We start from the raw sequence: 26,634 nt of genomic DNA, 5'->3' as shown, positions 1-26,634 counted from the left end.
CGTGCCGGTTCGCGGCGGGCGGTGGCGGTTACTCGCTGACTATGTGGGTGGTTCGGGCATGCCGCGCCGGTCACGGGGCGGCACGTGAGCGACTGTCGGTGCTCGCGGCGCTGATGGTGCTGGCTGTGTCGGCGGGGTGCTCGGGGGCACCCACCTCGATGCCGCCGAGTGCGCCACCGAGCTCCACAGCCCCACCCGCCCCGGTGGCGTCATCGCCGTTGCCCGGGATGCCTCCGGTGCCCGATCCGCACAACATCTACGCCGACGCGGGCGCCGGGATGCTCACCGACCCGGTACCCACCGACCGCCCGCTGGTCTACGTGCCCCGCAACTCCGGCGGCGTCTGGGTAATCGACCCGGCCACCTATACCGTGGTCGCGCGGTACCCGTTCGGACGCGAAAACCAGCACGTGGTGCCCTCCTGGGACATGCGCACCCTCTACGCCACCGACGACGTCGGCAGCCAGATCCTGCCCTTCGATGCCCGCACCGGGCAGCCCCGGGCACCGATCAACGTCATCGACCCCTACAACATGTACTTCACCCCCGATGGCCGCTACGCGATCTCGGTCGCCGAAGCACTACGCACCCTCGTGTGGTACGACCCGCACACCTGGCAAGTACGCGACCGGACCCCGATCCCCGCCTGCGCCGGCATCGATCACGCCGACTTCTCCCCTGACGGCCGCACCGCCGTGTTCACCTGCGAGTTCGCCGGGCGGGCCGCCGTGGTCGACGTGCCCACCCACGCGGTGCTGCGCGTGCTCGACTTCCCGGTGCGGCACACCCGCATGGGGCCACAGGACATCAAGCTGGCACCGGACGGCTCGGCGTACTACGTCGCCGACTCCGAGGCCGGCGGTGTGTGGGTCCTCGACGGCGCCGCCACGAAGGTGCAGCGGTTCATCCGCACCGGCAACGGCGCACACGGCCTCTACCTCTCCCGCGACGCCCGGCAGCTCTACGTCACCAACCGCATGAACGGCACCGTGTCCGTACTCGACGCCTACACCGGTGCCACGATCACCACCTGGCACCTCCCCGGCGGCGGCAGCCCCGACATGGGCAACCTCACCGCCGACGGAACGCAACTGTGGCTGTCCGGCCGCTACAACGGGGTCGTGTACGTCATATCCACACGCGACGGATCCCTCATCAAGTCCATCCCCGTGGGCGACGGGCCACACGGCCTGTCTGTCTGGCCCCAACCCGGCCGCTACTCCCTCGGACACACCGGCGTCACACGCTGAGCGGGTTCGCCGGTTTGGCGGTGCGCTTGGCGAGCACGTCAGCGACGAGCATGACGAGCACCGCGATTCCCACGCCGCACAACGTCCAGAGCACTCGGTAGCCCTCGGCGGCGTAGTTGGAGGGCTGCGGGAGGTCCAGCAGGATCAGCACTCCCGCGGCGATGGCCGCACAGTACAGCGCGTAGTTCCAGAAGCGGATCGCAAGGCCGTGCATCAGGACGATCAAGGCGACCACTTCGAGTCCATGGGTGATCTCGAACAGTCTGAGTCCCTGTTCATTGGCGGGTATCAGTAGCAGTAGCGCGGCCGCTGCGGCGCCGATCAGCGCGCCGGCAAGGCGCTGCATGGCAAAGAGCATGCTCTGCTCCGGGCTCGGCTTCATCGCCACAATAGCCGCGATCGGCATCCACACACCGTGCGCCAGATCCAACCCGAACGCGATCGCGACGGTACCGCCGATGACCACTGCGCGAATGACCGCGAACATGATCAGCGGCCGGGTCAGCGCGCGCCGTGAGGTGTCACCCGGCAACTCCGCAACCAGCTGGGGCCGGTCCCGGCGCCCACGGATCAGCCAGCCGGTGAATGTCACCGCGATCCACAACGCCGCCCCCCCTGCCCAGGCGAGCACCTGAGCCCAGGTGTAGCTGGTGATGTGGGCCTGCTGAAAGCTGAACGCGATCCCGAGGGTGACGATGAACCAAACGTTGAGCAGCAAGGACGCAACGAACCTGTGCACCCCGAACGCGACCGCCAGGCTCGCCACCAGCGTCACCGCGAACGCCGCAAGCGCCAGCCAGCCCCAGCCGCTCCCGCCGATACCGAACCCCAGCGCGGTCAAAGCTGCGCCGGACAGCGCAAAGACGGCGACGCGCGATGCGCGGTTCCTGTAGCTGCCGCCCGGGTCGGTCAGCGCTGCGAACAACGCGCCGAACAGCGCGCTCAGAAGATACTCCTCGTGCCCGAGCGCCCAGAAGACGACCAGTGGCACCAGTACGACGTCCAGGAACAGCACAGCTCGCGGCCAGTTGATCCCGGCAGGATTGAGCGCGAACACCCCCGACAGCCGACTTGTCACCTTCCCCGCGCTCCAGTTGCGGGTCATCGCAGCCGCTCCGCGAGATGGTCGCCCACCCGCAGGGCGTTGGCGATCGCGGTCAGCGACGGATTGACCGCTCCGATGCTCGGAAAGAAGCTCGTGTCGACGACATACAGGTTGTCGAGGTCGTGTGCCTTGCAGTTGATGTCGAGAGCGGAAGTCCCCGGGTCCCGTCCAAAACGGACGGTGCCAGCCTGGTGCGCGGTGGCGCCGATGGGCATGCCCTTGTGCAGGTAGATGCTGTGTGGCAGCAGGTGGTGCTCGTGCATGCCCAGGTGGCCGAGCATGCCCTGCAGTTTGTGCCGCAGCCGGTTCAGCGCGGCGACGTTGTTCTTCTCGTCGAGGGCCAGGTGGATGGCGCCGTCGCGGTCGAGGGTGACGCGGTTGTCGGCGGTGGGCAGGTCCTCCCCGCACAGCCAGAAGTCGACGGCGTGGTGGGCGAGCACCTCGAAGGGCATGTCCGGGGTGACGTCGCCGGCCCAGCGGGGCGCTTCGCCGTGGATCTGCTCGGTGTCGGATTTGCCGAGCATCTGGATGCCGCCGAGGGGGTAGTCCCAGTCGTCGGACCTCAAGTACCAGTCGTTCAGCGCCAGGGTTTTCTGGAACTTGGTGTCGTTCGGTTCCTTGGACACGGCCATCAGGGCAAGGTTGTTGTGCCGCATGTAATGCCGGCCCACCACGTCCGAGCTGTTGGCCAGGCCGTTCGGATGCCGGTCGTTGGCCGAACGCAGCAGCAGGACGGCGGAGTTGACGGCCCCGCAGGCGACGACGACGATGTCCGCGCTGAACCGGGCGGTTGAGCCGTCCGCCAGCTCCGTGACGACCGAGGTGATACTGCGGCCGGCCGGGTCGGTTTCGAGGCGTCGCACGTCGGCGTTGGTGACGAGTTCGACGTTGTCGTGTTCGAGGGCGGGGTCGACGCAGATGACCTGGGCGTCGGACTTGGCGCCGAGAAGGCAAGGGAAGCCGTCGACGCGGTCGCAGCGGATGCAGGCGCTGCGGAGCGTGGCTCCGCCCTTCTCGTCCTGGGTGAGGTTCACCCCGATCGGGAGGTGGAAGGGGTGCAGCCCCTGCTTCTCCAGATCATCGCTGAGCTGCTGGATGCGTGGTTCGTGCTGGACGGGCGAATAGGCGTACTGGGCACTGGTCGGCCCCTCGGTGGGGTCCTCGCCGTGCCGACCGTGGACGAGGTAGAGGCGCTCTGCCTGCGTGTAGTACGACTCGAAGTCCTCGTAGCTCAGCGGCCACGCGGGCGAGACGCCGTCATGGTGGTGGACTTCGCCGAAGTCCTCGGGGCGCAGACGAAAAAGTGCGGCGCCGTAGAACTTGGTGTTTCCGCCGACGTAATAGTTGGTTTCGGGAGGAAACTGGTTTCCGTGCTTGTCGTACCAGAATTCCGGAGCACGGTATTTCGCTTTGACGAAGACCGCGGTCGAATCCCAGTTGTCGCGTTCACGGGGCAGATAGTCGCCACGTTCGAGAACAACGATCCGTTTTCCTGTAGGTGCCAGTCGATGCGCAAGCGTGCCGCCGCCCGCACCGGTGCCGATAACGATGACGTCGTAGTGCTGTGTCTCCGTCATGCTAGTCACCTCACAGAATCGCGATTGGATTGACGGGGGAACCGGTGGCGCCGGGCAACCGCAGTGGCGCGATTACGCACAGGAATGACCACTGTCCTTCCCGCGCGCAGAGGGGCGCGAGGTCCTCGAACTGCAGGTAATCGAGCAGGTGCAGTCCCATTGCGTGAATGGCGAGCACATGCACAGGGAACGCGACGCCCCGCGTAGCACTGGGGGCGGTGTCGTTGTTGCCGTCGCTGCCCAGCACCGCCACCTGCCGGTTCGCCATAAAACCCAAGGCGGTCGGGTGAAGTCCGGCCCGCGCGTCGGCCACGTCCCAGGGGCCGAGCTCGTCGCGGCGCCGTCGGTGCCCGACCCGCACGAAGAGGATGTCGCCGCGGCCGACCTGCACCCCCTGCCGTGCCTCCGCTGCGGCAAGGTCCGCGAGGGTGACGTGGGTTCCCGGTTCGAGCCAGGGCACACCGTGCAGTCGCGGGATGTCCAGGAGCACGCCGCGTCCGACGATGCCGTCGCCGACCAGGTCGATGGACTCCTCGCTGGCTCCGCCCGGGGAGAGGGCTTCCCCCGCCGGTACGCCGTCATGCATCGTGCCGTTGTAGATGACATGACAGAGGGCATCGATATGGCTGTCGACGTCGCCGTGAATGTTCATGGCGATGCGGTCCCGGGCGAACTGAAGGCCGCTCGGGTCCGGGTTACCGTCGGCAGGGGCCGTGAGCCAGTGCTCGGCCGGTTCGGCGTCGTCCGCCGCGGGTTGGGTGTTCACGGGGGCGGCGAGCGAAACCGTACGGCCGGAGTGGATTTCGCGGATGGCTGCCAGCACCTGTTCGTGCCCGATGGTGGCCAGCGCGCCGAGGGCCGTACTGCGCAGATCGTCGTAGAGCGACTGGAAGTCGGCCTCGCTCATCTCGTCCGGTCCCGTCCCCGATGCCGTCACCGATCGCCTCCTCGTCTGGCCCCCTCGCCGTTCTCGCGCAGGTCCGCGTCGGTCAGCGGCTGGAGTGCGCCGCGGGTGTCCAGGCGGTAGAGCAGGACGAGGGGCGGTACAACGAGCACGACCGCGATGATCGTGACGAGGACCAGCCAGTTCAGCGTCGTCGACGCACCGGCTGCCTGGTCCACGGTCAGTGAGGTCGGGATGAGATACGGCCGCTGGGCCAGCCCCCACGCGACGACGACGAGGGCGACGCTGCCGACCGCCGTGAACCTCGCCCAGGCCGTCTCCATCCGGTACAACAGCCCTGCGGTGGCCAGTGCGCTGACAACGGCCACGAGGACCAGGGCCAGGCCGATTCCGCTGGTGAGTCCGTTGTAGACGTAGCGGGCGTCGTCCCGGGTGACGGCGAGACCGATGACCGCCAGCACAAGGATGACGGCGAGGCTGTACCAGGCACGCCGCCGGAAGTAGCCGGCGAGGTCGGGGGCGTCGAAGCGGCGGGCGTCGGCGGTGAGGAACACCGCACCGAGGAAGGCTGTCGCGGCGATGGTGAGCAGCCCGGTGATCACGGACGTCCCGTTCGACCACGCATCGGCGGATGCCGTCGTTCCCGGAGCCACCCGGCCGGTGGCCAGCCCTCCGACGGCAGCGCCGAGGAAGAAGGGGGTCAGCAGCGAGGACACGGCGAAGAGAGCGCCGTAGGCCCTGCGCCGGGCAAGGCGGCGCATTTGCTTGCGCAGGGCGAACCCCGCGCCACGCAGGACGAGCCCCACGGCCGCGAGCACCAGGGGCAGCCACATCGCCGAGAAGAGCGTCTGGAACAGGACCGGAAAACCAGTCCACATGATCACCAGGACGAAGATCAGCCAGACGTTGTTGGTCTCCCAGACCGGCTCCATGGCGTGGTCGATGAGCCACCGGGGGCGCTCGCCACGCTCGCTGCCACCCGCGACGAGGTCCCAGAACCCGGCCCCGAAATCGACGCCCCCGCCGCATGCGTAGCCCGCCACCGCGGCGAGCAGCACACCGGCGATGACGTCGGCGATCATTGCCCTTCTCCGTCCGTGCGTCCCGTGCCGTGATCAGGCACGGCGCCCGTGGCTCCGGCCGCGGCCGTCGAACGGGGCCCGTAGGGGATGTCGCCTTCCGGCGGGCCGGCTAGCGAGGCGTCGGGCAACTGTTCGTCGGCGATCCGCCAGCGGGTGCGCATCTTGAGGACAACCGCCAAGAAGCTACCGAAGACCAGTACGTAGACCACGATGACGATGCCGAACATCGCCCACAGCGACGGGGCGGACGTGCCCGTCACCGCCTCGGCGACCCGCATGTTCTGGTAGACGATCCACGGCTGGCGGCCCACTTCGGTGGCGATCCAGCCGCACTCCACGGTCAGCAGGCAGGCGGCGCCGGCGACGGCGGCGCAGCGGAAGAACCACCGCGACCTCGGCATATCGCGGCGGCGGAGCCAGCACCAGCCGTACCAGAGGGCGAGCAGGATGAGCAGGCTGCCGATGGTCACCATGATGTCGAACGCCCAGTGGGCGATGGTGGCCTCGATCGCCGTCGGGCGGTCGCTGGCCGGCACCGACGTCAAGCCCGTCACCTGGGTATCCGTACTGAATCCGGCGAGAAACGAGTCCAGCCCGGGGATCTTGATACCACCGGAGATCGTCCCATCGGGTTGCAGACGCCCGAACAGGTACTCCGGTACGTGGGTGTCGGTGTTCCAGACGATTTCGAGAGCCGCGAACTTCACCGGCTGCGCGTGGAAGACGGAGCGGGCGATGGAATCCCCGAGGATGAACTGCACCGGGGCGAGGATCGCGGCGACGGTGAACGGCACCGTGAAGCCGAGCCGGTGGTAGCGGTCCCGGCGGCCGCGTAGCCAGCCGACCGCGTACACCCCGGCCACCACGAACGCCGCGGTCAGGATCATGCCGACGACGAAGTGCCAGTACTCGGGGCCGAACATCGGTGTGAAGATGGCCTGCCGCACGGTGACGTGCACAGGGTTACCGGCCGCGTCGAGCGTGAAGCCGGCCGGGGTGTTCATCCAGGAATTCGCGGCGAGGATGCCGAACGCCCCCATCAGGGCCGCCAGTGGCAGGGGCACCGCAAGCCAGAAATGCGTCCACGGCTTGAGCCTGCGCCAGCCGTAAAGGTAGATGGCGATGAGGATCGCTTCGAGGAAGAACGCCCATGCCTCGACGCCGAAGCCGAGGCCGAAGACGTCGCCCCAGCGGCCCATCATGCCCGGCCACAGCAGGCCGAATTCGAAGGAGAGCACGGTGCCGGTCACGATGCCGATGGCGAACTGGACAGCCATGACCGCTGACCAGCGCCGCGCGAGCTGCAGGGCAACGGCGTCGCGCTTGCGCAGCCCGCGGTAGTGCATCACGAGCGTGATGGCGGGCAGGGCGACGCCGAAGGGCACAAGCAGGATGTGCGAGCCCAGGGTGAAGGCCATGAGCTCGCGGGCCGGCAGCAGTTGTGGCGGCGTGTCCGCCAGATAGCCGATCGCAACGTTCATGGGGAGCTCCGAGGCTCGTCGGCACGGCTTGGGGGCCTCAGCCACCGGTGGCGAAACCGGGGAACAGCGTCATGCCGCCGTCGACGTAGACCGTGGTGCCCACGACGTAGTCGAGAAGGTCGGAAGCCAGCACGGCCACCGCGTTCGCGATGTCGACCGGGTCGCCCACGCGTTGGTACGGGATGAGCCGAAGCAGCGCGGCCTCGGCTTCGGGGGTGTCCCACGCGCTGCGGTTGATGGGCGTGCGGATCGCTCCCGGAGCGACGGCGTTCACCCGGATCCGGTGCGGCCCGAGCTCCTGCGCGAGAGTCGCCATGAGCATCTCCACACCACCCTTGGACGCCGCATAGTTCACATGCCCGGACCAGGGGATGATCTGGTGGACCGAACTCATGCAGATGATCTTCCCGGCGGAGCGGGACACCTCCGGGACGACGCCGCGTCGCAGGAATTCCTTGGCCGCTTCGCGAGCGCACAGGAACTGGCCACTGAGATTGACGTCCAGCACTTTGTGCCACTGGTCCAGGGTCATGTCGCTGATCGGGGCGTCCCGCTGGAGACCCGCGTTCGCCACCATCACATCGATCGTCCCGAACTCCTCGACCATGCGGGCGACCATGTCGACGACCTGGTCCTCTTTCGATACGTCCGCCTCGTGTGCATAGGCGTGCACACCGAGGTCCTCGATTTCGCGAACCACCTCTTCGGCGGCATCCTTCCCGGCGACGTAGTTCACCACGACGTCGGCGCCCACCTGCCCCAAACCGATCGCGGTGGCCTTACCGATGCCCGAATTCGCGCCCGTCACCAACGCCTTCTGGCCCCTGAGCAAAGGGAAGGTAATAGATTGACGACCGTCACTGCCGCTGGCTTCCACTGATCTCTCCCGGGGATATGCCGATAAGGGATTTCGGATCACAACACCGGAGCGTGAGTATCGCGCCGCCGAAAATCATCGGCTAGTGCGCAAGTACCAGCGTGCCATGAGAGTCGTTGACCGGCAAATTCTTCCTTCACCAAAGCCGCGTCCGAAACAAAAGGAAATGAGCGAAATGCCAGAAAAACCGTTTGCGGTTCTCATGGGCGCGTGGCTCGATTTGTTCCTGTTGCCAAAGCCGAGTAGGCGTCGTGGTCCGCCTCGATCTGCCGCGTCGTGAACACCCGCTCGCGCCGGCTGTCGCGGGTGAAGGCGACGGACCAGGTCAGAATCGCACCAACGCGGTTGCGGAACCCCGTCAGGAAGGCGATGTGGATGAAAAGCCAGGCCACCCAGCCGGGAAAGCCCCCGAACCGCAGCCGCCCGACCGACACCACGGCACGCCCGCGGGAGATATAGGCGGCGGAGCCCAGATCGTGATAGCGGAACGGCTTTTTCAACGGGTCGCCCCTCAGCCGACGCTTGATGCGCCGCGCGGCGTAGAGGCCTGACTGCATGGCGACCTCGGCGACGCCTGGCAGCCGGTCAAGACTCATCAGATCCCCGACGACGCAGATGTCCGGATGACCGGGGACCGTGAGGTCTGGAGCGACCAGAATGCGGCCCGCGCGATCACGCTCGGCGCCCGTGGCCGAGGCCAGAGCGTCGGCCACCGAAGGAGCCTGCACTCCGGCAGTCCACAAAACGGTCCCTGCGTCGTGCCGGGTCTCATCCCCCGAGGCATCGACCGCCACGAGTCCATCCTGGTCGACCTTGGTGACGCGGGCTCCCATATGGAGCTCGACGCCCAGGTGTTGGAGGGACCGCGTGGCTCTGGCGGACAGCTTCGGCCCGAAGGTGGCGAGCGGAGCGTCGCCGCCGTCGAATAACAGCACCCGGGCATCCTCCGACCTGACGCTGCGGAACTCGGCGTCGAGGGTCCGAGTGGCGAGCTCCCGCAGCTGGCCTGCGAGCTCCACCCCGGTGGGCCCCGCACCGACCAAAGCGAATGTGAGCCACCTCCGGCGATCGGCGACCGTGGTCGCGGTCTCGGCGAGCTCGAACGCGCCGAAGATCCGGCGACGGATCGTCAGCGCATCGGCCACCGACTTCATGCCTGGCGCCCACCGCGCGAACTCGTCATGCCCGAAATAGGACTGGCCGACGCCGGCAGCCACGATGAGATCGTCATAGCTGAGCTCGATGCGCTCCCCGCCCGGCCGCCGGGCCAGAACCTGGCGCTGCGACGGGTCGAAGCCGGTCACCTCCGCCAGAACGCACCGCACGTTCCGTTGCCGCTTGAAGAAGTCCCGCAACGGGACCGCGATCTGCCCCTCGGACAGGATCCCCGTGGCGCACTGATACAGCAGAGGCTGGAACAGGTGGTGGCCGGCACGATCGACAAGGATGATCTCGACCGGGTACTTACGCAGCGACCGGACAGCGAACAGCCCGGCGAATCCACCGCCCACGATGACGACGCGGCGTGGCGTGATGTGGTCCTCCATGACCTGGCTCCTGACCATCAGCGCAGCCGGCCCGGCTCACTCCCCGCTCGGAGACACAGTTGCAGCCCGCTCGGGTGCAGCAGCCGTCTCAGCCTTCTTGATATCCGCCGCGAGCCGGTCGGCCTCCATGTCGGTGGCCTTGGACACGATCCGGTTGGCTGCCTTGATGTTGGCCGCCACCTGGTCGGCCAGATTGGTCTCGTAGACGACGATCAGACCAGCGGTGCCGGCATCGAGTGCTTCACCCAGTTCCTTCAGGTCATGACGGGACAGGCCGCCACTGACGTGGCCGGCTATCGCGCCGATCGCGGCGCCACCGGCCCCTGCCGTCGCGAGACCAATGCCGACCGGCGGGAACAGCGCCGAGACGACCCCGACGCCGAGGCCCCAGGCAAGCCCGACCGCGCCACCGTGCCGGGTGGGCTGTTCGTGCTTCTTCACGATCTTCACTGTGCCGTCGGCGTCCTTGGCGATGACCGTGGCGTCGAAACTGTGCGAAGTCTTGATCGCGCGATACACCTGCTTGACGCTCTCGTAGTCCGCCACCGCGGCGTCGACGTTGTCATACGCCGCTGCCATCACGTAAAGAACGTCCTTCCCCTGTTTCGACATCGTGTCCCTCACTCGACGATCGGCTACCAGACCGCGCCAGTATCGAACGCGTCGCATCGGTGACTCATCACCCAGCGAAGATGAAAACCATTGGCCACGACGAACCGGAGACAGCGCGGCGCGGCTGATTTCCGTCGGCCAGCGCATCGGGGCACTCGAAGCCCTCGGCGAAGCCGAACGCCGTGCGCAGCGGTTCACCTGCGGCAGGTGATGCGACGGGAAGTGGTGCCTATGAACATGGCCGACGCCCGCCGACCGACAGCCGCCTTGGAGGTAGTCATGACTGAGACCGCCATCGCCGACCACGGCTTGATTGGAGATCTGCAGACCGCAGCGCTGGTCAGCACCGCGGGCTCGATCGACTGGTTCTGCTGCCCACGATTCGACTCCCCGAGCGTGTTCGGTGCGCTACTGGACGACGAGCGCGGCGGCCACCTCCGGGTGCGGCCCACGGGGCGGACCAGTGAGTCCAAGCAGATGTACTTCCCGGACACCGCCATACTCATCACCCGTTTCATCACCGAGACCGGCGTGGGCGAGGTCGTCGACTTCATGCCCCCAGCCGGGCGGGAACCCACCAGCAACCACCGCATCGTCCGAATGCTGCGCTGCACCCGCGGCCGGATGGGCTTCGAGATCGACATCGCACCGCGGTTCGACTACGGGCGCCAGGCCCACGAGTTGCGCCTCGACGAGCACGGCGCGGTCTTCGCCACCGACGCGCTGACGTTGACCCTCCACCCGGTACGCGAGCCCGACGACGCACGACTTGCACACGCGCGGGTGCACGAGGGTGACGTGCACGTGTCGATCGACTTGGCGGCCGGCCAGGTACGGGGCATAGTGCTGGAGTCGGACGCCGCCGGGCCCCCTCGGGAGATCCGGGTCGCCGAATTCCAGGAATTGTTGAACACCACGGGGACGTTCTGGCGCTCCTGGGTCGCCCAATCGACCTACACGGGTCGGTGGCGGGAGACCCTGCAGCGCTCGGCGATCACGCTGAAACTGATGACGTATGCCCCCACCGGTGGCCTGGTCGCGGCCCCCACCACCGGGCTGCCCGAACAGGTCGGCGGCGAGCGCAACTGGGACTACCGCTACACCTGGATCCGGGATGCGTCGTTCTCGATCTACGCACTGCTGCGGCTGGGCTTCACCGAGGAGTCGGCCCAGTTCAGCAACTGGCTGCGTGAGCGGGTCCACGAGCACGTCGGCGGTGAGGGAGGGCCGCTGAACATCATGTACCGGGTCGACGGAAGCTCGGATCTGAAGGAGGAATCCATCGGGCATTGGGGCGGCTACCGCGGCTCCCGCCCCGTCCGGATCGGCAACGGGGCCTCGGACCAGCTCCAGCTCGACATCTACGGCGAGGCTCTGGACAGCCTGTTCTTCGCCGACCGAGAGGGCCTGCAGATCGGACACCGAGGCTGGCTGTCGATCCGCGAGATGCTGGACTGGCTCGCCGATCACTGGGACCAGCCCGAAGAGGGCATCTGGGAGACCCGCGGCGGCCGCGAGCCCTTCACCTACGGCCGCGTGATGAGCTGGGTGGCCTTCGACCGCGGCATCCGGCTCGCCGCGTCGAACGGGCGTCCTGCGGCCCTCGGCGACTGGACCCGAGCCCGAGACGCCATCTACGACCAGATCATGGACTCCGGCTGGAACCCGCACCGGCGGGCGTTCGTCCAGCACTACGGCAGCGAGGTCCTGGACTCTTCGCTGCTGCGGATGCCCACGGTCGGCCTCATCGCCCCGCAGGACCCGATGTGGACCGCCACCCTGCGCGCGATGGATGACGAGCTGGTCACCGACAGCCTGGTCTACCGCTACAACCCCAGCGCCTCACCCGACGGGCTGCGGGGCTCGGAGGGCACCTTCTCCCTGTGCACGTTCATGTACGTCGACGCGCTCGCCCGCGCAGGCCGACTCGACGACGCCCGGCTGACGTTCGAGAAAATGCTCACCTACGCCAACCACCTCGGCCTGTACTCCGAAGAAATCGCCCTCACCGGCGAACAAATCGGCAACTTCCCCCAAGCCTTCACACACCTGGCCCTCATAGACGCCGCCATCACCCTGGACGAGGCATTGAACCGCCGGGCAGCCCCTACGCCGTAGCGGCCCACGGCCCAGACGGTAGTGGCAGCGATGTTGTCCGAAGCTGTACCCGCCGCGTTCGGCGCGGCGATCTACCCGCCTGCCCTGCTGTTCATCGCGTTCCTCCTGGCCAACCCGCGCCCCAGAAGACGGGCGCTGACCTTCCTGATCGGCGCTGTGTTCATCACCCTCGGCGTTGGCTTTCCGTTCGTGCTGGTGCTGCAACGCAGCGGAGCCGAGAGCCCCAAACACCGCACCGTGCCACCCTGGATCGACCTCGCCATCGGCATCCTGCTGGTGGCCTTCGCCCTGGTGGTCTACTTCCGGCCGCCGCGTGGACCCAAAGCCGCCAAGAAGCACCGCAAACTCGGCCTGATCGGGCTACTAGCTGTCGGCATCTTCATGTACTCGCCGTCACCGCTTTACTTGGCCTCGCTGCATTCCATCGCCAAGGCGCACACCAGCTTGCTGGTGACTTTGCTGAGCATCATCCTCGTCGCCGCGATCTACATGCTGCTGATCGAGATACCGATCATCGCCCACCTCGTCTGGCCCGACAGCACGGTTCGCGGTGTCACCGCCGTGAACACCTGGCTGGCAAAACACGGCCGCACAATCATCATCATCGTTGCGGCCGGCTTCGGCATCTACCTCATCAGCTCGGGCATCGCCCACCTCATGTGAGGAACATCAGCTCTGAGCGGCTACGACGCACGGCATCACCGCCCAGGCTGCTTTGCAACGACTGTGGCATTTGGCCGTCTCGTCACTCTCTCGCCTATATATGTTCATCTGAACACATATATGCTCCGGTCATCTTGTTCCCGATCACCAGGTTGGCGCAGATGTCTCGGACGAAACGAAGACTCCTCCTTGCTGGCGGCTTCGTCGGCTTGCTCGCGGTGACCGCCTGTGGAGCGCCGGAAGACGGGGCGGACGGAGACGTCGCGTCGAGGGGGATCTCTCTGCTGACCGCCTCCCTCCCGGAGTCGCTCAACCCAATCGCCGGGTTCGGCAACACTGGCAAGGGCAAAACCAACGAAGGGCTGCTCACGCTCGAGGGCGGCGCCGACACGCTGCCCGATTTCGTGCCGAACCTCGCGGCCGAGGATCCGACGATCTCCCGGGACGCGAAGACGTGGACCGTGGCGATCCGCCCGGATGTCACGTTCTCCGACGGCTCCACGCTCGACGCCGGCGACGTGGTGGCGACCTACGAGGCGATCGCCGACCCGGCCACCGCATCGCCGATCGCGGGTGACCTGGTGAACCTCGAAGGCGTGAGAGCCGTCGACGAAATGACCGTCGAGTTCACGCTCGAGGAGCCGCAAACATCGTTTCGCACCGCCCTGCTGATCGGCATCGCTCCGTCGGAGTCGATCATGGCAGGCCAGAAGGTGGAGGACTCGCCGCTCAACCGGGAGCCGATCGGCACCGGCCCCTATCTGGTCGAGTCGTTCGCGACGGATCGCCTTGTCCTGGTCGCGAATGAGGAGTACCGGTCAGGTGCTCCGGAGGTCGAGACGATCACCTATGTGCTGGCCGCCGACGACAACACCCGCGCGCAGCGTTTGACAGCCGGCGAGTTCGACGGATCGGTGCTTCCTCCACGGCTCGCGGCCATCTTCGAGAGCAACGACGACTTCGACGTCATCTCGGCCACGTCGGCCGATTGGCGCGGGCTGTCGCTGCCGGCGGACAACCCGGTGACGTCCGACCCGGCCGTGCGCAAGGCGCTCAACATCGGCATCGACCGCGAAGCGATCATCGAGGGAGTTCTGGTCGGTAAGGGCCGACCGGCCCACACCTTCATTCCCCCGGAGTACGGCGAGTACTACAACCCCGATGCGGTCTTCCCGTACGCGCCCGAGGACGCGAAGGCCATGCTCGACGAGGCCGGCTGGCTCGCAGGAGCAGACGGCATCCGGGCCAAGGACGGCGTCCGCGCCGAGTTCGTGCTCATGTACCGGCCGAGCGACTTGCTGCGTCGTGACCTCTCCGCCGCCTTCGCCTCAGAGGCGTTGAAGCTCGGCTTCGACGTCACGATCGAAGGCGTGGACTTCGACCAGGCCGAACCGCGGGCAGGCCAGGACGCGATCCTGCTCGGTGGTGGCGACACGCCGTACGACGTCGACTCGCTGATCTACAAGGCGTTGCACTCGTCCTACCCCGCGGCCGGTGCCTTCTACGACAACGCGAGTCGATACACCGATCCGGAGATGGACGCAGCCCTTCACGAAGGCCGCATCTCGGTGGACACCGACGCGCGGGTCGAGGCCTACCAGAAGGTCCAGGACCTCTACCTCGATGACCCGTCCATGGTGCTGCTGGCCTTCCTCGACCACACCTACGTACAGAAGAAGTCGGTCGGCGAAGCCTGGAACGGCACGCCCACCCTGCTCGAACCGCATGAGCACGGAACGGCCTGGGGGCCGTGGGTCGACATCGACAAGTGGACGAGTGCGTCCTGAATGGAAATGACCTCGCCCGCTGAAACGGGTACGAGCCGCCCGGTTCCGCGCCGCCGACGACGACGCGGAGTCGCGAGACTCGTCACGACACGACTGTTGATCGCGGTCCCGATCACCACGGCGGTCTCCATGGTGACCTTCTGGCTCGCGTCGATCTCCCCGTTCAACCCCCTTGTCGCCTATCTCGGCGAACGGTACGAGAAAACCAGCGTCGAGCAGCGAGAGATCCTCGCCGAAGAGCTGGGCCTCAATGACTCGTGGATCTCCATCTGGGCCAGCTGGGCGAGGGATGTCGTGCTGCACTGGGATTGGGGCCAGTCCCGATCGCTGGCCCTCCCGGTCTCCGAGGTCCTGACCGATCGACTCCCCTACACCTTGCTCTTGGCCGGGACCGGGCTGCTGATCGCCATCGTGTTGTCTCTCGCACTGGGTGTCCGCGCGGCGAGGTTCCCCGGCTCCCTGACCGACCGGTTCGCCACCGGCCTGTGTTACGCGCTTCAGGGCATACCGCCGTTCGTTGTGGCGCTCGTGGCCATCGCGATCTTCGCACTGGGCCTGGGTATGCCGGTCGGTGGTGCCTCCGATGCCGGCGCCGATCCCACCGTAGGATCGATCGCCAGCCATATCGTGCTTCCCGCGTCGGTACTGGGCCTTTCCCAGGTACCGTGGCTGCTGCTCAACGTGCGTTCGTCCGTGCTGGCCGCATTGACCGAAGACCACGTGACGGCGGCACGCAGTCGCGGGTTGCCGGACCGGACCGTGGTGTGGCGGCACGCGCTCCCCGGTGCGCTGTTGCCCTTCGTCACAGTGATCGGTGCCCGGCTACCCGAGCTCGTGACCGGTGCTCTGCTGGTCGAGGCGGTCTTCTCCTGGCCAGGACTGGCGTCGGCCACTGTGGACGCGGCGGTGAGTGGAGACTTCCCGCTGCTTGCCGCCGTGACGACGATGACGTGCCTGGCCGTTCTGATCGGATCGTTGATCGCAGACTCTGTCTACCTCTACGTGGATCCGAGGGTCGTCGATGTCTGAACCAACTGTCCTCGCATCGCCCCGGTCGATGACGTCGCCGGCGAAGTGGCGGACCGTGCCCACGTGGCCATCCGGGCGGTTGATGCAGCCGCGCCGTCCGCGGAGCCGCCGCACGATCGCTTTCTGTGTCGGTGTGCTCGGCGTCGTCGTGACGTACGCCGTCGTCGTGCCGCTGTTCACCGACGTCGACCCACGGGTCGTCGATCTCGGCGGCTATCTCGCGGCGCCGTCGCCCGACCATCCGATGGGCACCGACCTGCTGGGCCGGGATCTTCTGGTCCGCTGTGCACAGGCGCTCCAGGTGTCGCTGCTGCTCGCGGCGATAGCCGCCGTCGTCTCCACGGTCGTCGGTGTGCTGATCGGGACGGTGGCCGCCTCGGTCGGCGGCTGGGTCGACAAAGTGACCATGCGCGCGGTCGACGCGACCAACGCCCTGCCCCACCTGCTGCTCGGAGTCGTCATCGCGTCGCTGTGGCGTGGCCAGTGGTGGGCGATCATCGTGTCGATCGGGCTCACTCACTGGACCCAGGTCGCCCGGATCGTCCGCTCGGAGATCCTGTCCGTCCGGACCCGGGAGCACGTCGCCGCTGCGGTGGTCTCCGGTGCTTCACGTACGCAGGTGTGGGCGACACACATCGTTCCCGCCGTCGTGCCGCAGGCATTGATCGCTGTGGTCCTGCTCCTGCCCCACGCCGTGTGGCATGAGAGCGCGCTGTCCTTCCTCGGCGTCGGGCTTGCGCCCAACGACCCGTCGTTGGGCACCCTGCTGGAGGACGCGAGGTCGGGCATCTTGGCAGGCGGCTGGTGGTTGCTGGTGTTCCCGGCCGGTTTGCTGACCGCCACCTGCCTGGCGATCGCGGGCATCGGCGGGCGCCTCCGTGATGCCGCCATGCCCAAACGTGCAGTGGAAGCGCAGGTGAACCGATGACACCTCCACCGTCCATAGCGCTCGCCCTGGAGGACGTGTCGGTCCGGATTCCGCTGCCAGGGACGCCGCGCCGCTGGGTCCACGCATCCCAGGCACTGTCGTTGCCGGTGGAGTCCGGACGAGTCACAGCCATCGTTGGCGAATCAGGATGCGGCAAGTCCGTACTGGCGCTCGCCATCATGGGGCTGCTACCACCAGGCACCAGCACGGCAGGATCGATCTACTTCGAGGGACTGGACCTGCTCGCGCTGCCCGAGTCAGGCCTGCGTCAGGTTCGCGGCAATCGCATCGGGCTCATCCCACAGTCCGCCGCAACTCACCTGAACCCGGTCCGGACGGTGGGAGCCACTGTGACGGAATCCCTGCGCCACTACGGGCTACCCGCCGAAACCGGGGACGTAGACGCGATTCTGGACCAGGTTCGGCTTCCGGCCGGCACGTCCGCTCGGTATCCCCACGAGCTGTCCGGTGGTATGGCTCAACGTGTCCTGGTGGCGATGACTCTTGCGTTGCGGCCAGCCGTCGTCGTGGCCGACGAGCCGACGTCGGCCCTGGACCCGGAGACGACCCGGATGGTCTTGCGGGCTCTACGTGACCACGCGGAACGGGGTGCCGCAGTCCTCCTGATCACCCACGATCTGGTGGCAGCACGGGAAGCTGCGGACACCGTCGCGGTGATGTACGCGGGCCGGCTTCTCGAGGTCGGCCCCGCCGCGACGGTGCTGAACGCGCCGAGCCACGACTACACCCAAGCACTCCTGGCGGCGTTGCCCGAGAACGGCCTCCAGCCCGCCGCCGGCGCACCGTCGTCGCTTGTGGACGCTGACGCGGGGGTGTGCGCGTGGCATGAGCGCATCGGCGAGCCATGCGTCCCGGTGCCCGAGTCAGGTCGGTCACGAGGGCATTACGTTGCCTGCGCTCGGGGAGGGAAATCCTGATGTTGTCCTTGCAGGAGGTGACCTATCGCTACCCCGGCACCGACGCCACAGTGCTGAACGAGGTGAGTCTCGACGTCGCCGCCGGCACCGCGGTCGGGCTCGTCGCCCCGTCCGGATCGGGCAAGACGACGTTGCTGCGCATCGCCGCGCTGCTGCTCCCGCCCGCCTCCGGGACGGTGACGATCGACGGCAAGCCCATCTCGGGTACCCGCTTTGCCGTGCCCCCGCACGTGCGCCGGAAGATCGGCATCGTCGTGCAATCGCCGCGGACGTCAACGAACCCTCGGCTGACATTGCGTCACATCATCGCCGAGCCGCTCTCATTCCGCGACGGCCACCGCACCCCACGGCCATCCGCCTATCCAGCCCAGATCAAGGAGCTCACCGAGCTGGTCCAACTCACCGACGACCTTCTCGACCGCCTCCCGCACCAAGTGTCCGACGGACAGCTACAACGTGCCTGCCTCGCCAGAGCCCTCGCCATCGATCCGTCGATCCTGCTCTGCGACGAACCCACCGCCATGCTCGACGCTCCCACCACCGCCGTAATCATGCGGGTCATCACCGACCGCGTCGCACACGGCGCCGCGGCACTGATCGCCTCGCACGACCGCGCCCTGCTCGACGCCGCCTGCGCCACTGTGACTGCGTTGCCGGCGCTACTGACGGCCGCACCCTGATGTGGATGATGTACCGGACTCCTTCCCTGCGAGCGCGCGCTATCGAGAAGCATCTTCGCTGCTGTGAGAACCTGGTGCCCGAGGTGGAACGACGCCTGGGTAGCGGTGCGGACATGGGGCTACGCGCGAAAGCGATCGTGAGTTGTGTCGTCACCTTCCTCGGCCTGTTCGGAGCCGGGACCGCGATCCCGTTCACGGAGGCGCTGGTCAGCCGGTTCGACAACAAGCGCGCTCGCGATCGGCATCATGGCAGGCGTCACCGGTCTCGGCGCCTCCCTCTTGCCGATCCTGGCGAGCTCCCTCATCGGGAACTTCGGCTGGCGTCCCGCGTACATCGTGCTCGGACTCACCTTCGCCGAAGCACTCCGCAGCCGACACTTCTGGCTGATCACCCTGGGCCTGGGCCTCGTCGGCATCGTGGTGGTCGGGATCCAGATCCACCTTGTCCCGATGATGAGCGACCGAGGACTGGCTCCTGCCCAGGCCGCCCTGCTGCTCACCGTCTCTCGTGACCCATTTCGTAGGCGATCATGAACTGCTCCAGATTTCCTCCACCTACTGAATAGCAACTTGACTAAGGTCCACAAAGGACTAAGGTTAGGTGCCCTAGAAAGAATCGGGCACGGCATCGCCAGCACCCTCAGAACAGCAGGCCATCCCGCTCAGCGGTGGCCATCACCGCACCCGGCAAGACCGGACACCGACGCCGACCAGCCAAGACCACCTAAACGACCGGCATTGGGCTCAGCCCATCATTCCGCCCGTGACGTCCAGCACCGCCCCGGTGAGGTAACTCGCCTGCGGAGTGACGAGAAACGCCGCGACGTCGGCTATTTCGTCCGCGGTACCAAGGCGCCCCAACGGAATCCCACGTAGTTCGTCCTGTGGGTTCGGCCGGTTCGCGGCGGCGTAGAACGGGGTGCTGATCTTGCCGGGCGCGATGCAGTTCGCGGTGACACCGCACGGCCCGCCCTCCCCGGCGAGGACCCGGGTGAACCCGATGAGCCCCGCCTTGGTCGCGGCGTAATAGGCACCGACCCCGGGAACGTAGCGGCGAGCTGCCATGGACGAGATGTTGACGATGCGGCCCCAGCCGTGCGGGCTCATCAACCGCAATGCCCAGCGGCACAATGTGAACGGGGCGGTGAGGTTGACAGCCATGGCGGCTTGCCAGGCGTCGTCCGGGGTTTCCGTGATGGGGAACGCCGAACCGTCGGCCGCTCTGGGGTGGATACCAGCGTTGTTGACCAGCACATCACACCGGCCGTGTCGTTCTTCGATGTCGGCGAGACGGTCACGCAGCGCGTGCGCGTCGCCAACGTCGCATACGACCGACTCGGCGGGGGTGCCCTGGCCGGACAGCTCGCCCGCGAGGTCCGTGACGGACTCGGCCCGGTCGAACAACAGCAGTGTGCCGTCCGGCCGAGCGAGGCGCCGGGCTACGGCGGCACCAATGCCGCTCGCCGCACCGGTTACCACGGTCACCGAAGGCGATGGTCGGGTCATGTCGTCACAACCTCCTTGAGCGGGCCACACGCCCAGTCTGGTGGATCTTCGCCGGCGAGGAAGGCTTCCAGGTTGGCGAGCACCCGCCTGTTGCCCTCGCCGGGCACGTGCGGCGTGACGAAATCGGCTTCGGCGAGCACATCCTCAATGGTGTCGAGCCGGCGGGCGGTGGGTATGCCGTGCGCGGATATCTCGGAGCGGCTGAAATACACCACCCCATGCCGAAGCCGAAATGCGCGCGGTGGGCGGCCGCCTGGCCGATGCGGCCCATCCCGAGCGGTTGATCTGTGGCGTTGAGCACCACGTGCCGATAGCGTGCGCACAGCTCGTCCTCCGCCACCGCCGGCCAGCGGCGAGTCACGACGATCAGCGGCTCATTCACGTTCATGAGGTGGAGACAACATCGCGTGCACCGGCAGCGGACTCGGTCTCACGGCCGCGCCGGATCCGGCGGTCCACAAGCAGCGCCAGCAGCGCTGACGCCAGGATCGCCGCGCTCAGCACCAGCACAGCCACGGGGAATCCGCCGGTCGCCTCGCGGATGATGCCCGTCACCTGAGGACCGAAGTAGCCGCCGATATTGCCGAGCCCGTTGATGGTGGCCAGCCCCGCCGCCAGCGCCGCCCCGGAGAGGAACGTCGACGGGATCGACAGCTGGATCGGCATACAGCAGTACAGCCCGATCCCCGCGAGGCAGAACCCGACGAAGGCCACGAACGGCTCGTGCAGGAACAGCCCGGCGACGCAGAACCCCACGGCGGCGAGGACACCTGTGATGGCGAAGTGCCGGATCCGCTCCTGCTTCCGGTCAGAGTGACGGCACCACCACAGCATCGGTCCGACCGCCAGCAGCGGTGGAATCAGGGCGACCCACCCGACCGCGATATTCGACAGCCCGAACTGTTTGAGGATCTGCGGGATGAAGAATTGGTAGCCGAAAAGGCTGAACGCGTACAGGATGTACACCACCACGAGCGCCGCGACGCGCGGATTGGCGAGACCGCGAAAGAAGGAATGTTTGGCTTCGCCGCCGAGCGACGTCCGCTCCTTGGCGAGTTCGCTCTCGAGCCAGGCCCGCTCATCGGGGTTGAGGAACTGGGCGTCGGCGGGCCGATTGCGGATGATGCGGTAGAAGAAATAGCCCAGGATCACCGGTGGCAATCCGGTGATGAGGAACATCCACCGCCAGCCGGACATGCCCGCGACGCCTTCCATCGCGTCGATGATGTGCATCGAGATGGGGGTGCCGATGCCGGAGAGCGGGACGGACACGATCATCAGCGAGATCGCCGCGGCACGCCGGGAGGACGGGATCCACGACGCGAGGAAGAACAGCATCGCGGGCGAGAACCCGGCCTCGGCCACGCCGAGTAGCAACCTGAGCACCACGAGGCTGCCCGGGCCGGCGGCTGCGGCGGTGATCATGGTGACCAGGCCCCAGCTGACGATGATGCGGGCGACCCAGACCCTGACGCCCACCCGGGAGACGATGTAGTTGCTCGGGATCTCGAACAGCGAGTACGTCCAAAAGAAGACGCCGGCGACGAGCCCGTAGATGGCCGGGGTGATGCCGAGTTCGTCGTTCATGGTCAACGCGGCGACCGAGAGGTTGAGTCGGTCGAGGTAGAGCGCGAAATAGCAGAGGATCAAGATCGGCAGGAACCTACGGAGGACTTTGCGGACGGTTCTGGTGCCGATGTCCGTGGTTGTCGTCATCAGTTGACCTCCTTGTCAACCTGGCGTGCCCGCTATGGCTAGCCCGGCAGCCGTCCGTGCTCCAGCACGGTGGCGAGATGTTCGGGGGAGGGCGGCAAGGCCACAGCCGTGACGAGCACGGCGGCGATGCCTTTGGGAAGCTGGTGCGGCGGTGGCAGCTCGCGCCCGAGTGGGGAGTGCAGGACCAGCTTCGGCGCGGTGTTCTCGGCGAGTGCGGTGAGCGTGGCCGCCAGCTGTTCCGGTGGTTGCCGCAGCACCGTGTTCAGCAGTGGCATGACCAGATCGGCGCCCGCGTCGCAGTACTGGTGGAGCCGGTCGCGGCAGCCGGCGGGGTCCTGCTCGAGGCCGTCGGCGCGAGCGACGAGCGCCACGTCGAGTTCGGCGCGGACGCGGGTGATCGTGGCGGTCATGTCCCTGGGCGGGCCGCCGTCCGCCGGCGTGTCGGCGACGATCACCGCGGCGGCTCCGGCCTCCGCCAGCCGGGAGCACGTGCCGACCGGGTCACCGAAGCCGTCTTCACCGTCCACGATGACCGGTATCGACACGCTGGCACAGATGTGCCGCACATAGTCGGTGTAGACGGCGGCACCGTCGCGCGGAACCGCAGGCGCGTTGAACCGCCCGCGCCCCACCGCCCCGCCGGACACGAAGACGGCGTGTGCACCGGCGTTGGCGGCGTGCCTCGCCGAGAGCGGATCGTGACAGCCAGGAACGATGACCGGGGCGGTTTCCAGCGCGGCCCGCAGAGCGCTGGGGCCGGACAGGACAGAACGAGTGTGAGCATGCATTGCGACTCCGTGCGCCGGGTCGATGACGTGACGTTGAGGGCGGGGCTACTTCGCCCGATACGCCGCGTAGCGGCACCACGCGTCCCAGACGGCCTGCTTGACCGAGGCCGCGGCGTTGCTGAGGTAGTTGCTCTCGATCTGAGCCAGCACCGCTGAGATGTCACCGGTGAAGTCGACGCCGACCAGCAACTCGGAGAGCCAGTTGCGCACGAGGTGGCTGACCGCGCTGGAGTCCACCTCGGTGATCTCACCGGTGTCGCTGTCGAGCCGCAGGGTGACAGAGACGTATTCGTTGATGGCCCTGACAGCGGAGACCTTCGGCGCCTTCGCGTAGCCGACGACGATCACACTGCGGGAGGCGTTCATTGCGGTAGTTTCGCATCGCACTGGGCCTGTTCCAAGCCGCGGCGCGGTGAGGACGGTGATGGACATGGCTCACACCGCTTTCTGTTCCGCGATGCCCGGGTCGAAGCCGGAGTCCGGCGGAAGGAACTCGTTGACGGGCGAGCCCAGGAAATCCGGTGTTTCCCCGTTGTCGTGCAAGCCGACAGCGAAACCGGAGATGGTCGGATCGTGCTGCATGCCCGGCGTGTGCACCTCGACCACGGTGCAGGGCAGTTCGGACTTGTTCCAGGCCCAGTGCACCTCTCCTGCGGGAATCCGCAGGAAGTCTCCGGCCTTCAGCTGGAATGCGCGATCGCCGATGAAGATCCAGAGCTCCCCGTCCTTGAGCCAGTTCAGCTGCTCGCAGGCGTGGGTGTGTGGCTCGGAGTGATAACCGGCGGGACGCGTCGCGATCATCAGCGACGACGAGTTCCCGTACACGGCGCGCGTACGGAGCGTCGAGTCGCCGACAGCCGCGACGGCATCGGGAACGGAATCACCAGAAACATAGATGGACACCAAAATCTCCCTTTGTCGCGTCAGCGCGAACTCAACCGCGGCGCGAGCTGCGACGCGACCAAGGGAGAGGAAGCCACTCATGATGGGTGTGGAGCGAGCTCCTGCTCGCCAGCGCCACATCGTCGGCTTCCGCTATTGGTGGAAGGCATGATAGGCACGCCGCACCGGACGCCGCAAGAGGCCGATCGTGGGAGGCTCGGATCAGGCTGTTGGTGCGTCAGGCGCGGGGTGACGCGACGGGGCGCTCTGGATGCCCACGACACTCCACAATGGACACCCTGCCCCGCAGCCGACGAGAGGTGCATCGTGCACCAGCACCACAGTCGGGGGAATCGGCAATCAGCGGCTGGCCGACCGGCTCGGCACGGGCGTGGGCACCGGGTCGAACGTGACGACGGGGTCCGCGTCGGCGCAGCTGGCCGACCTTCGGGCGCGTGTCGCCGCGATCGTCGGGTGGGGAATGGGCACTGGCCTCAACGACTCGGCCACCGGCGCCTACGTCAGCATGCGTGTCTCGATCTCCCTCGACGGGGGCACCACGTGGAGCAACGGAGAACCATCCCGTGACCAGGTCGGCAACACGAACAACCTGGGCCAGTCCAGGCGGCGCTGGTCGATGTCGCCTCACCACCTGTTCTCCGGAACCCCGACAGGCGCCGTGCATGTGCGCGCGGAGCACGCGTCGAGCCTGGTCTCGACCGACGGTCTCAACCCTGCATTCTACTTCGGGCGGGTGACGGCGATGATGGTCCCGATCGGCTGATCTCCTTGCCGCGCAAGGCAATGGGGCGAGTGACACGCTGACTCGATGGTCGTGGCGACACATCGGAGGTCGCCACGATGCCGTCCACAGTAGACATCTATGCCGACTACACTCGGATGTTCGAGCGCTCCGCCGGGCAGCACTGGAACCCCACCGAGGCCGAGGGCCAGTGGGCGTGGGAACCCCTGTCCGACATCGAGTCGAAGATCCGGTGGGGCCACCCCGCGACGTGGGGCAGCGAGCCGCACCCGTACTGTCGCTTTGCGGCGAACGCAAATGGCTTCTGGACGATGTTGCGGCCAACCTGCAGGCAGGACGCGTCGACAGCCAGCAGGGTGCCGACCTGGTCGAGCTGGGTGATGACGGCTGGCCGATCGAGGACGAATCCGATGCCGAGGAGTAACACCCCGGGGACGTGCGGCGGTTTCATATCCGCCATCGGGTGCACGTCAATGATCTCCTCGCCGACCAGGAAGTTGAACCACTGGCGCAGTTGCGCGTAGCGGGTGGCGACGGTGGACGGCTTGTGCTTGTCGAGAAGCTCTGCGAGCCACATCTTGACGTGCGTGCTGTCGACCTCGTCCCAATCGTCTGGTGGGACGGACTGCTGATCGAGCCACGCTACGAAGAGTTCGACGGACTCGAGGTGGTTGCCGATGGTGCGGTGCGCCTTGTTCTGGGCGCGGAGGGTTCTGCGGAACTCGCGGACGAGGGGGTAGAACCGGTGGTTCGTCTCCATGCTCGAAACACTCCAATGAGGGTGTCACCGAGCGCTGTGCAAGCTGGTCGAGACGGTTCGAGTCTGCGTTTCCGCAGGTAGATCGGTGTTTGTGGAGGTTAGGGGACCTTACTCGAACACAAAAGACCAGGTCAGGGCCCTGGAAGAGCTCCGTGAGAAGCTTCCCAGCCTCGACGCGCCCGAGCCGCGGTCGATCAAGCGCGACCGCCCCGGCCGCGCCCGGCAACTCGGCCCCGAGCAAGTTGAGCAACTGATCGCCGACTACCGGTCCGGCGCGACGGTGTACGAACTCGGTGACCGGTTCGGCATCGAACGGCGGACGGTCAGCAACATCGAACTCGATCTCCACCGGCACGCCCTGGCGGACCTCCATGACATTCGGGCTGTAGCCGCCCCGGACAGTGACCTGGACCCGCTGCACCCCGCCGCTCACCGCGGCCGCGCGGGCGCGACGCAGGGCGAAGAAGTACCGCCCCACGGCGGCGATGGCTGCAACGGCGACCACGACGACGAGGTCAACGGTCGACATAAGCAACTCCTTGGCGCCACGCTCAGGGATCAACAAGCGCCAGCAGCCGGTGATGACCTGCCCAATGTCGCCATCACCGTGCTCACCTCTCTCGACTATCAACTGTTCGCGCGCATACCCACCCCGGGTAGGGACCTCGGGCACCCCACAGGGGGCAGGAGGTCCCTATTCGCAGCTGTGGTGAGGACGACCGTGATTGGTGCAAGGACCTGCGCACACACGAGGTGCGACATGCACGTTTGTGGGGCACGCAATCGGCCGGCCTCGCTGAGGAGGTCCTGATGACCACCTCACACGACCCGCGCAACCGGGCCGACAACCAGCATCGGCCTCAACCGGGCAAACCCAAAGGACACAACGGACACCGCTGGATGATGATCGCCTGCTGCATCCCGATGCTCGCCATCGCGATCACGTTGGTCGCGACTGGCGTGGTGAACAGCGGCTTCTTGATCGCGGCCGTGATGTGCACCGTGATGATGGCGCTGATGATGCGCGGCATAGGCCACGGCGATAGGCAGTAAGAATCAATATTTCAGGTGAGGAACCCCACGATGATGTTTTGGTACGGCAACGGGATGAGCGGATGGGGATACGCGCTCATGACCGTGGGTTTGGTGCTGTTCTGGGCCCTGGTAATCCTTGGCGTGGTAGCCCTGATCCGCTACCTGACTCGCGCTGCGCAGGGCCCTGAACGAGCGGACACGCCGCGTCCAACGCCTGAACAGGTACTGGCCGAGCGATTCGCTCGCGGGGAGATCGACGAGCAGGAATACCAGAACCGGCTGGCCACGCTGCGCAGCAGTACGCATTCGAGAGCGTCGTGAACGACCCGCCGCGAGATCCCAATTCCGTGTCAACGGCCAGGCCGTCCACGACGCTGCTAGGCGGCGGGCGATCTGCTGCCCACGTTTTCTCTACTGTCCCAGCAGCGTGGTCATTTCGTCGATCTCTTTGCCCTGCCGGTCGATGATGTCCTGGGCAGATGCCGTGGCCAGGAAGTAACTCCCATTGCGGAGTTGAGCCTCGGCCATCTCGACGGCGCCTTGGTGGTGCTCGATCATCGCGCGTAGCCACAGCTCGTCGAGCTCCCGGGCCGTGGCCTGTGCGAG

At 66.9% G+C, this 26,634-nt stretch carries 28 protein-coding genes and 1 pseudogene; 13 read left to right on the top strand and 16 right to left on the bottom strand.

What is annotated here, in order from left to right; translation table 11 throughout:
* Positions 1–227: 227 nt before the first annotated feature.
* Positions 228–1,250: a hypothetical protein gene (locus ABZ863_RS29600; RefSeq protein ID WP_358542276.1), complete on the top strand. Its 1,023-nt coding sequence runs from the start codon at positions 228–230 to the stop codon at positions 1,248–1,250.
* Here the strand turns inward: ABZ863_RS29600 and ABZ863_RS29595 are convergent.
* The 8 genes from ABZ863_RS29595 to ABZ863_RS29560 all read right to left on the bottom strand — a co-directional run bounded on the left by ABZ863_RS29595 (position 1,240) and on the right by ABZ863_RS29560 (position 10,582).
* Positions 1,240–2,355: an FUSC family protein gene (locus tag ABZ863_RS29595; protein WP_358542273.1), complete on the bottom strand. Its 1,116-nt coding sequence runs from the start codon at positions 2,353–2,355 to the stop codon at positions 1,240–1,242. The genes ABZ863_RS29600 and ABZ863_RS29595 overlap by 11 nt on opposite strands.
* Positions 2,352–3,932: a GMC family oxidoreductase gene (locus tag ABZ863_RS29590; protein WP_358542270.1), complete on the bottom strand. Its 1,581-nt coding sequence runs from the start codon at positions 3,930–3,932 to the stop codon at positions 2,352–2,354. Before ABZ863_RS29590 ends, ABZ863_RS29595 begins: the two co-directional genes overlap by 4 nt.
* Positions 3,933–3,942: 10 nt before the next feature.
* Positions 3,943–4,869 (bottom strand): cyclase family protein, encoded by a 927-nt coding sequence (locus tag ABZ863_RS29585; protein WP_358542268.1) that lies wholly within the window; start codon positions 4,867–4,869, stop codon positions 3,943–3,945.
* Entirely contained in the window at positions 4,866–5,918 is a 1,053-nt protein-coding gene (locus ABZ863_RS29580) for a cytochrome d ubiquinol oxidase subunit II (protein WP_358542265.1), read from the bottom strand. Before ABZ863_RS29580 ends, ABZ863_RS29585 begins: the two co-directional genes overlap by 4 nt.
* A complete protein-coding gene (locus ABZ863_RS29575; protein ID WP_358542262.1) occupies positions 5,915–7,399 on the bottom strand; it encodes a cytochrome ubiquinol oxidase subunit I in 1,485 nt (494 codons plus the stop codon). Before ABZ863_RS29575 ends, ABZ863_RS29580 begins: the two co-directional genes overlap by 4 nt.
* A 37-nt stretch (positions 7,400–7,436) precedes the next feature.
* Positions 7,437–8,276, bottom strand: coding sequence for an SDR family oxidoreductase (locus tag ABZ863_RS29570; RefSeq protein WP_358542260.1), 840 nt, complete (start codon positions 8,274–8,276; stop codon positions 7,437–7,439).
* 200 nt (positions 8,277–8,476) lie between these two features.
* Positions 8,477–9,823 carry an NAD(P)/FAD-dependent oxidoreductase gene (locus ABZ863_RS29565; protein WP_358542258.1) on the bottom strand — a complete coding sequence of 449 codons (1,347 nt, stop codon included), beginning with the start codon at positions 9,821–9,823 and terminating at the stop codon, positions 8,477–8,479.
* A gap of 36 nt (positions 9,824–9,859) precedes the next feature.
* Entirely contained in the window at positions 9,860–10,582 is a 723-nt protein-coding gene (locus tag ABZ863_RS29560; protein WP_358542256.1) for a DUF1269 domain-containing protein, read from the bottom strand.
* A gap of 132 nt (positions 10,583–10,714) precedes the next feature.
* Between ABZ863_RS29560 and ABZ863_RS29555 the strand changes: the two genes are divergently transcribed.
* From ABZ863_RS29555 to ABZ863_RS29520, 8 genes are all read left to right on the top strand, one after another.
* Positions 10,715–12,553, top strand: coding sequence for a glycoside hydrolase family 15 protein (locus ABZ863_RS29555; protein WP_358542254.1), 1,839 nt, complete (start codon positions 10,715–10,717; stop codon positions 12,551–12,553).
* A 30-nt stretch (positions 12,554–12,583) separates the two neighbouring features.
* Entirely contained in the window at positions 12,584–13,216 is a 633-nt protein-coding gene (locus ABZ863_RS29550; protein WP_358542252.1) for a GAP family protein, read from the top strand.
* A gap of 161 nt (positions 13,217–13,377) precedes the next feature.
* Positions 13,378–15,003, top strand: coding sequence for an ABC transporter substrate-binding protein (locus ABZ863_RS29545; protein ID WP_358542250.1), 1,626 nt, complete (start codon positions 13,378–13,380; stop codon positions 15,001–15,003).
* A gap of 96 nt (positions 15,004–15,099) precedes the next feature.
* The gene (locus ABZ863_RS29540; RefSeq protein WP_358542247.1) at positions 15,100–16,032 is read left to right on the top strand and encodes an ABC transporter permease; all 933 of its coding nucleotides are present in this window, start codon (positions 15,100–15,102) and stop codon (positions 16,030–16,032) included.
* Entirely contained in the window at positions 16,025–16,960 is a 936-nt protein-coding gene (locus ABZ863_RS29535; RefSeq protein ID WP_358542245.1) for an ABC transporter permease, read from the top strand. Before ABZ863_RS29540 ends, ABZ863_RS29535 begins: the two co-directional genes overlap by 8 nt.
* On the top strand, positions 16,957–17,898 hold the full coding sequence (locus ABZ863_RS29530) for an ABC transporter ATP-binding protein (RefSeq protein WP_358542242.1): 942 nt from the start codon (positions 16,957–16,959) through the stop codon (positions 17,896–17,898). Before ABZ863_RS29535 ends, ABZ863_RS29530 begins: the two co-directional genes overlap by 4 nt.
* The gene (locus ABZ863_RS29525; protein WP_358542239.1) at positions 17,898–18,578 is read left to right on the top strand and encodes an ATP-binding cassette domain-containing protein; all 681 of its coding nucleotides are present in this window, start codon (positions 17,898–17,900) and stop codon (positions 18,576–18,578) included. The genes ABZ863_RS29530 and ABZ863_RS29525 overlap by 1 nt, the downstream gene beginning before the upstream one ends.
* A gap of 246 nt (positions 18,579–18,824) precedes the next feature.
* A complete protein-coding gene (locus tag ABZ863_RS29520; RefSeq protein ID WP_358542236.1) occupies positions 18,825–19,112 on the top strand; it encodes a hypothetical protein in 288 nt (95 codons plus the stop codon).
* A 210-nt stretch (positions 19,113–19,322) separates the two neighbouring features.
* On the opposite strand, the gene ABZ863_RS29515 is transcribed toward ABZ863_RS29520, so the two are convergent.
* From ABZ863_RS29515 to ABZ863_RS29490, 6 genes are all read right to left on the bottom strand, one after another.
* Entirely contained in the window at positions 19,323–20,084 is a 762-nt protein-coding gene (locus ABZ863_RS29515; protein ID WP_358542233.1) for an SDR family NAD(P)-dependent oxidoreductase, read from the bottom strand.
* The gene (locus ABZ863_RS29510; RefSeq protein WP_358542230.1) at positions 20,081–20,296 is read right to left on the bottom strand and encodes a hypothetical protein; all 216 of its coding nucleotides are present in this window, start codon (positions 20,294–20,296) and stop codon (positions 20,081–20,083) included. Before ABZ863_RS29510 ends, ABZ863_RS29515 begins: the two co-directional genes overlap by 4 nt.
* A 172-nt stretch (positions 20,297–20,468) precedes the next feature.
* Positions 20,469–21,800, bottom strand: coding sequence for an MFS transporter (locus tag ABZ863_RS29505; protein ID WP_358542227.1), 1,332 nt, complete (start codon positions 21,798–21,800; stop codon positions 20,469–20,471).
* A gap of 38 nt (positions 21,801–21,838) precedes the next feature.
* Entirely contained in the window at positions 21,839–22,588 is a 750-nt protein-coding gene (locus ABZ863_RS29500; RefSeq protein WP_358542224.1) for an isocitrate lyase/phosphoenolpyruvate mutase family protein, read from the bottom strand.
* A gap of 45 nt (positions 22,589–22,633) precedes the next feature.
* The gene (locus ABZ863_RS29495) at positions 22,634–22,954 is read right to left on the bottom strand and encodes a DUF3870 domain-containing protein (RefSeq protein WP_358542221.1); all 321 of its coding nucleotides are present in this window, start codon (positions 22,952–22,954) and stop codon (positions 22,634–22,636) included.
* Positions 22,955–23,023: 69 nt separating this feature from the next.
* Entirely contained in the window at positions 23,024–23,491 is a 468-nt protein-coding gene (locus ABZ863_RS29490) for a cupin domain-containing protein (RefSeq protein ID WP_358542218.1), read from the bottom strand.
* A 250-nt stretch (positions 23,492–23,741) separates the two neighbouring features.
* Between ABZ863_RS29490 and ABZ863_RS29485 the strand changes: the two genes are divergently transcribed.
* Positions 23,742–24,254, top strand: a complete 513-nt coding sequence (locus ABZ863_RS29485; RefSeq protein ID WP_358542216.1) for a hypothetical protein — start codon at positions 23,742–23,744, stop codon at positions 24,252–24,254.
* A gap of 106 nt (positions 24,255–24,360) precedes the next feature.
* Here ABZ863_RS29485 and ABZ863_RS29480 read toward each other — a convergent pair whose 3' ends face one another.
* Positions 24,361–24,993 (bottom strand): site-specific integrase, encoded by a 633-nt coding sequence (locus ABZ863_RS29480; RefSeq protein ID WP_358542213.1) that lies wholly within the window; start codon positions 24,991–24,993, stop codon positions 24,361–24,363.
* A gap of 139 nt (positions 24,994–25,132) precedes the next feature.
* Here ABZ863_RS29480 and ABZ863_RS29475 point away from each other — a divergent pair.
* The 3 genes and pseudogenes from ABZ863_RS29475 to ABZ863_RS29465 form a co-directional block, all read left to right on the top strand.
* Positions 25,133–25,348: pseudogene (locus ABZ863_RS29475) on the top strand (hypothetical protein); the annotation flags it as partial.
* A gap of 455 nt (positions 25,349–25,803) precedes the next feature.
* Entirely contained in the window at positions 25,804–26,046 is a 243-nt protein-coding gene (locus ABZ863_RS29470) for a hypothetical protein (RefSeq protein WP_358542210.1), read from the top strand.
* Between the two features lie 54 nt (positions 26,047–26,100).
* The gene (locus tag ABZ863_RS29465; RefSeq protein WP_358542207.1) at positions 26,101–26,349 is read left to right on the top strand and encodes an SHOCT domain-containing protein; all 249 of its coding nucleotides are present in this window, start codon (positions 26,101–26,103) and stop codon (positions 26,347–26,349) included.
* A gap of 90 nt (positions 26,350–26,439) precedes the next feature.
* On the opposite strand, the gene ABZ863_RS29460 is transcribed toward ABZ863_RS29465, so the two are convergent.
* Positions 26,440–26,634, bottom strand: a 195-nt coding sequence (locus ABZ863_RS29460; RefSeq protein ID WP_358542204.1) for a DUF305 domain-containing protein, incomplete at its 5' end; no start/stop codon positions are given.

Origin of the sequence: Saccharomonospora sp. NPDC046836 (assembly GCF_040645195.1) — a bacterium.
Lineage (GTDB): Bacteria > Actinomycetota > Actinomycetes > Mycobacteriales > Pseudonocardiaceae > Prauserella_A.
This window is presented reverse-complemented; position numbering and strand designations above follow the sequence as displayed.

Excerpts from the sequence above, each read along its gene's own strand:
- ABZ863_RS29590 (WP_358542270.1), bottom strand. The coding sequence starts at position 3,932 with ATGACGGAGACACAGCACTACGACGTCATCGTTATCGGCACCGGTGCG.
- ABZ863_RS29470 (WP_358542210.1), top strand. The coding sequence starts at position 25,804 with ATGACCACCTCACACGACCCGCGCAACCGGGCCGACAACCAGCATCGG.
- ABZ863_RS29535 (WP_358542245.1), top strand. The coding sequence starts at position 16,025 with ATGTCTGAACCAACTGTCCTCGCATCGCCCCGGTCGATGACGTCGCCG.
- ABZ863_RS29600 (WP_358542276.1), top strand. The coding sequence starts at position 228 with ATGCCTCCGGTGCCCGATCCGCACAACATCTACGCCGACGCGGGCGCC.
- ABZ863_RS29550 (WP_358542252.1), top strand. The coding sequence starts at position 12,584 with ATGTTGTCCGAAGCTGTACCCGCCGCGTTCGGCGCGGCGATCTACCCG.
- ABZ863_RS29565 (WP_358542258.1), bottom strand. The coding sequence starts at position 9,823 with ATGGAGGACCACATCACGCCACGCCGCGTCGTCATCGTGGGCGGTGGA.
- ABZ863_RS29520 (WP_358542236.1), top strand. The coding sequence starts at position 18,825 with ATGGCAGGCGTCACCGGTCTCGGCGCCTCCCTCTTGCCGATCCTGGCG.
- ABZ863_RS29530 (WP_358542242.1), top strand. The coding sequence starts at position 16,957 with ATGACACCTCCACCGTCCATAGCGCTCGCCCTGGAGGACGTGTCGGTC.
- ABZ863_RS29560 (WP_358542256.1), bottom strand. The coding sequence starts at position 10,582 with ATGCGCTGGCCGACGGAAATCAGCCGCGCCGCGCTGTCTCCGGTTCGT.
- ABZ863_RS29505 (WP_358542227.1), bottom strand. The coding sequence starts at position 21,800 with ATGACGACAACCACGGACATCGGCACCAGAACCGTCCGCAAAGTCCTC.
- ABZ863_RS29545 (WP_358542250.1), top strand. The coding sequence starts at position 13,378 with ATGTCTCGGACGAAACGAAGACTCCTCCTTGCTGGCGGCTTCGTCGGC.
- ABZ863_RS29555 (WP_358542254.1), top strand. The coding sequence starts at position 10,715 with ATGACTGAGACCGCCATCGCCGACCACGGCTTGATTGGAGATCTGCAG.
- ABZ863_RS29525 (WP_358542239.1), top strand. The coding sequence starts at position 17,898 with ATGTTGTCCTTGCAGGAGGTGACCTATCGCTACCCCGGCACCGACGCC.
- ABZ863_RS29575 (WP_358542262.1), bottom strand. The coding sequence starts at position 7,399 with ATGAACGTTGCGATCGGCTATCTGGCGGACACGCCGCCACAACTGCTG.
- ABZ863_RS29485 (WP_358542216.1), top strand. The coding sequence starts at position 23,742 with ATGCCCACGACACTCCACAATGGACACCCTGCCCCGCAGCCGACGAGA.
- ABZ863_RS29595 (WP_358542273.1), bottom strand. The coding sequence starts at position 2,355 with ATGACCCGCAACTGGAGCGCGGGGAAGGTGACAAGTCGGCTGTCGGGG.
- ABZ863_RS29515 (WP_358542233.1), bottom strand. The coding sequence starts at position 20,084 with ATGACCCGACCATCGCCTTCGGTGACCGTGGTAACCGGTGCGGCGAGC.
- ABZ863_RS29480 (WP_358542213.1), bottom strand. The coding sequence starts at position 24,993 with ATGGAGACGAACCACCGGTTCTACCCCCTCGTCCGCGAGTTCCGCAGA.
- ABZ863_RS29465 (WP_358542207.1), top strand. The coding sequence starts at position 26,101 with ATGAGCGGATGGGGATACGCGCTCATGACCGTGGGTTTGGTGCTGTTC.
- ABZ863_RS29495 (WP_358542221.1), bottom strand. The coding sequence starts at position 22,954 with ATGAACGCCTCCCGCAGTGTGATCGTCGTCGGCTACGCGAAGGCGCCG.
- ABZ863_RS29580 (WP_358542265.1), bottom strand. The coding sequence starts at position 5,918 with ATGATCGCCGACGTCATCGCCGGTGTGCTGCTCGCCGCGGTGGCGGGC.
- ABZ863_RS29500 (WP_358542224.1), bottom strand. The coding sequence starts at position 22,588 with ATGCATGCTCACACTCGTTCTGTCCTGTCCGGCCCCAGCGCTCTGCGG.